General features: G+C 28.7%; 2 protein-coding genes and 1 pseudogene. All 3 read right to left on the bottom strand.

Annotated elements, in window-relative coordinates:
- Window positions 1-128 (bottom strand): glycosyltransferase (locus R2S67_RS22680; RefSeq protein WP_317347163.1); only part of this gene is annotated, 128 nt, incomplete at its 3' end.
- Window positions 125-1294, bottom strand: coding sequence for a glycosyltransferase (locus tag R2S67_RS22675; protein ID WP_317347161.1), 1170 nt, complete (start codon window positions 1292-1294; stop codon window positions 125-127). The genes R2S67_RS22680 and R2S67_RS22675, both read right to left, overlap by 4 nt.
- Window positions 1275-1950, bottom strand: a pseudogene (locus R2S67_RS22670) (hypothetical protein); the annotation flags it as partial. The gene R2S67_RS22675 and the pseudogene R2S67_RS22670, both read right to left, overlap by 20 nt.

The following is a 1950-nucleotide window of genomic DNA, read 5'->3' as shown; positions in this document are numbered from 1 at the left end:
GTTGAACAGTCATCAGTTACAATCCACTCCCAGTTACAATAAGTTTGACTTAAAATTGCTTGGTAGGTTTGAGATATTAACTTACTAGAGTTATAAGCAGGGGTTATAATGGATATTAGAACATTCATGATTTCAAATCTCTTATTATTTCTTTCCATTTATTTGTAATTAAAAACTCAGAAAACTCAGAGTTATCGAAGAAATCTATATTATTAGAATAATATTCATCATAATTTAAAATCATTTGTCTTATAGATACARTCAAGTCACTCTTTAATTTAAAAGATAAATCATTATCCATTAGAGACTCTGCGAAATTTAAAGGTTCAYCTCTAAAATTTGGAGAAAATCGATGGCCATATGGTTGGCAGGGATTTGTTAATAATATCCCATTATACCCATTAATTATATATTCACTAATCGCAAATGTATTCGTTGATATTCCTGGCAAATGACTCTTCAAGCCTTCTAACAAGGCCAGAGCATGTGTATCAAAGTAAGTTGGATGTATAACCATATGATGTTTAGACATGACTTCATTAAACTCTTCTGGAGAAAGTTTAAAGTCTAAAAATCTAACAAACTTGAGTTCCCGATATTTATCTAACTCTTTACTCTTAAGATCACTTACAACTGTTAGTTCGATTTTGAATTCATCTAACAATTCAGTAATTGATTCGACGACCTCTCTCCCTCCCTTCAAATTAAAGCTACTTGAACAAAACAATATATTAAACGTCCCAGAGTCATATTTATTAAAGTTGGAATATGAATCTGATGTATATGGATAAACAATCCCAAGATCTTTAATAAAAAAAAGATGTATGCATCCCATTTCTAAGAAAATTCTCTTCGTAGACTCCCTAGCCGCTTTTGAATAAAAAACAAAGCCTTTAAAGTTTTCTTTTTTAATTTTATTTTTAAAAAGAAAAAAGTTTATATAGTTCAATTTTATCGTATTAAAGCCAAACAAACCTAAACCATTTTCAACATAAGACACATAGTTTTTCCTTGTCTTAATTAATTTAGAGCCACAATCAATTATAAAGTTTGATTTCTTTGAATCCGGACAAAGAGTGGAATAATCGATAAACCATTCAATTGGAGGGAGTGGGGTTTTTTTATACATACTGAAAATAAAAGAAAAAAAACCCTGAAAAGATAAGATACGTTCATTCTTGAACATGGTTTTACTCTTTTTTGTATAAGAGCAGTTTAGATTTTTAGCTAGCTCTTTCATCCACCCCCGTGGAGCTCTTATATAAACATCGTTATTAAATCTTTCTTCTAACATTAAACCCTCGAAATATTGAAAAATACAAAAAAAAGTAAGATAGCGACTGAATAAAAGTATATATTGCTATAAACTGATGGTCATTAACTTCCAAAAACCAATAAGACATTAAAATAACAGTAAGAAATAAAAACCCTCTAGTTACTTCAATTAAAAACTGTCTTCTGTGTAAGCCTAAATATGTTAAGCTTTGGGATACAGGTATAACAAGGGATTGGATAAGAACGATAAAAACAAAAAATGGAATAAAGGCATAAAAATCATTCCAATTTGAATCTTCCGATAAGTTAACATAATCAAAAATAAAGTCAGAAAGAAAGAAAATAATAACATATAAAAAAGACACAATGGACAAACATACAAAAGAAGTGTATAAAAAATATCTTTTGGCAGTTTTAATATTTTCACTTCTAATTTTTTCCGAGAACTCTTTATTATAAACTTGAAGAACAATTCTCAATAAAAAATTAACTGGATTGACGAACATCCTTTGTACAACATTTATAATGCCAAGAAGATCACTTCCAAAAAGAAGCTTTATTGATAATGGTAATATTTGACTGGAAATAGAGTTCATGAATACCGAAGCGGAGTTCAAGAAACTGAACCCTTTATATTTAATTAAGTAACTATAACTCTTTAAAATAGATTTTGAT

The sequence above is a fragment of the Vibrio sp. T13N genome (assembly GCF_032970445.1).
In the GTDB taxonomy this organism is placed as follows: Bacteria; Pseudomonadota; Gammaproteobacteria; order Enterobacterales; family Vibrionaceae; genus Vibrio; species Vibrio diabolicus.
This window is presented reverse-complemented; position numbering and strand designations above follow the sequence as displayed.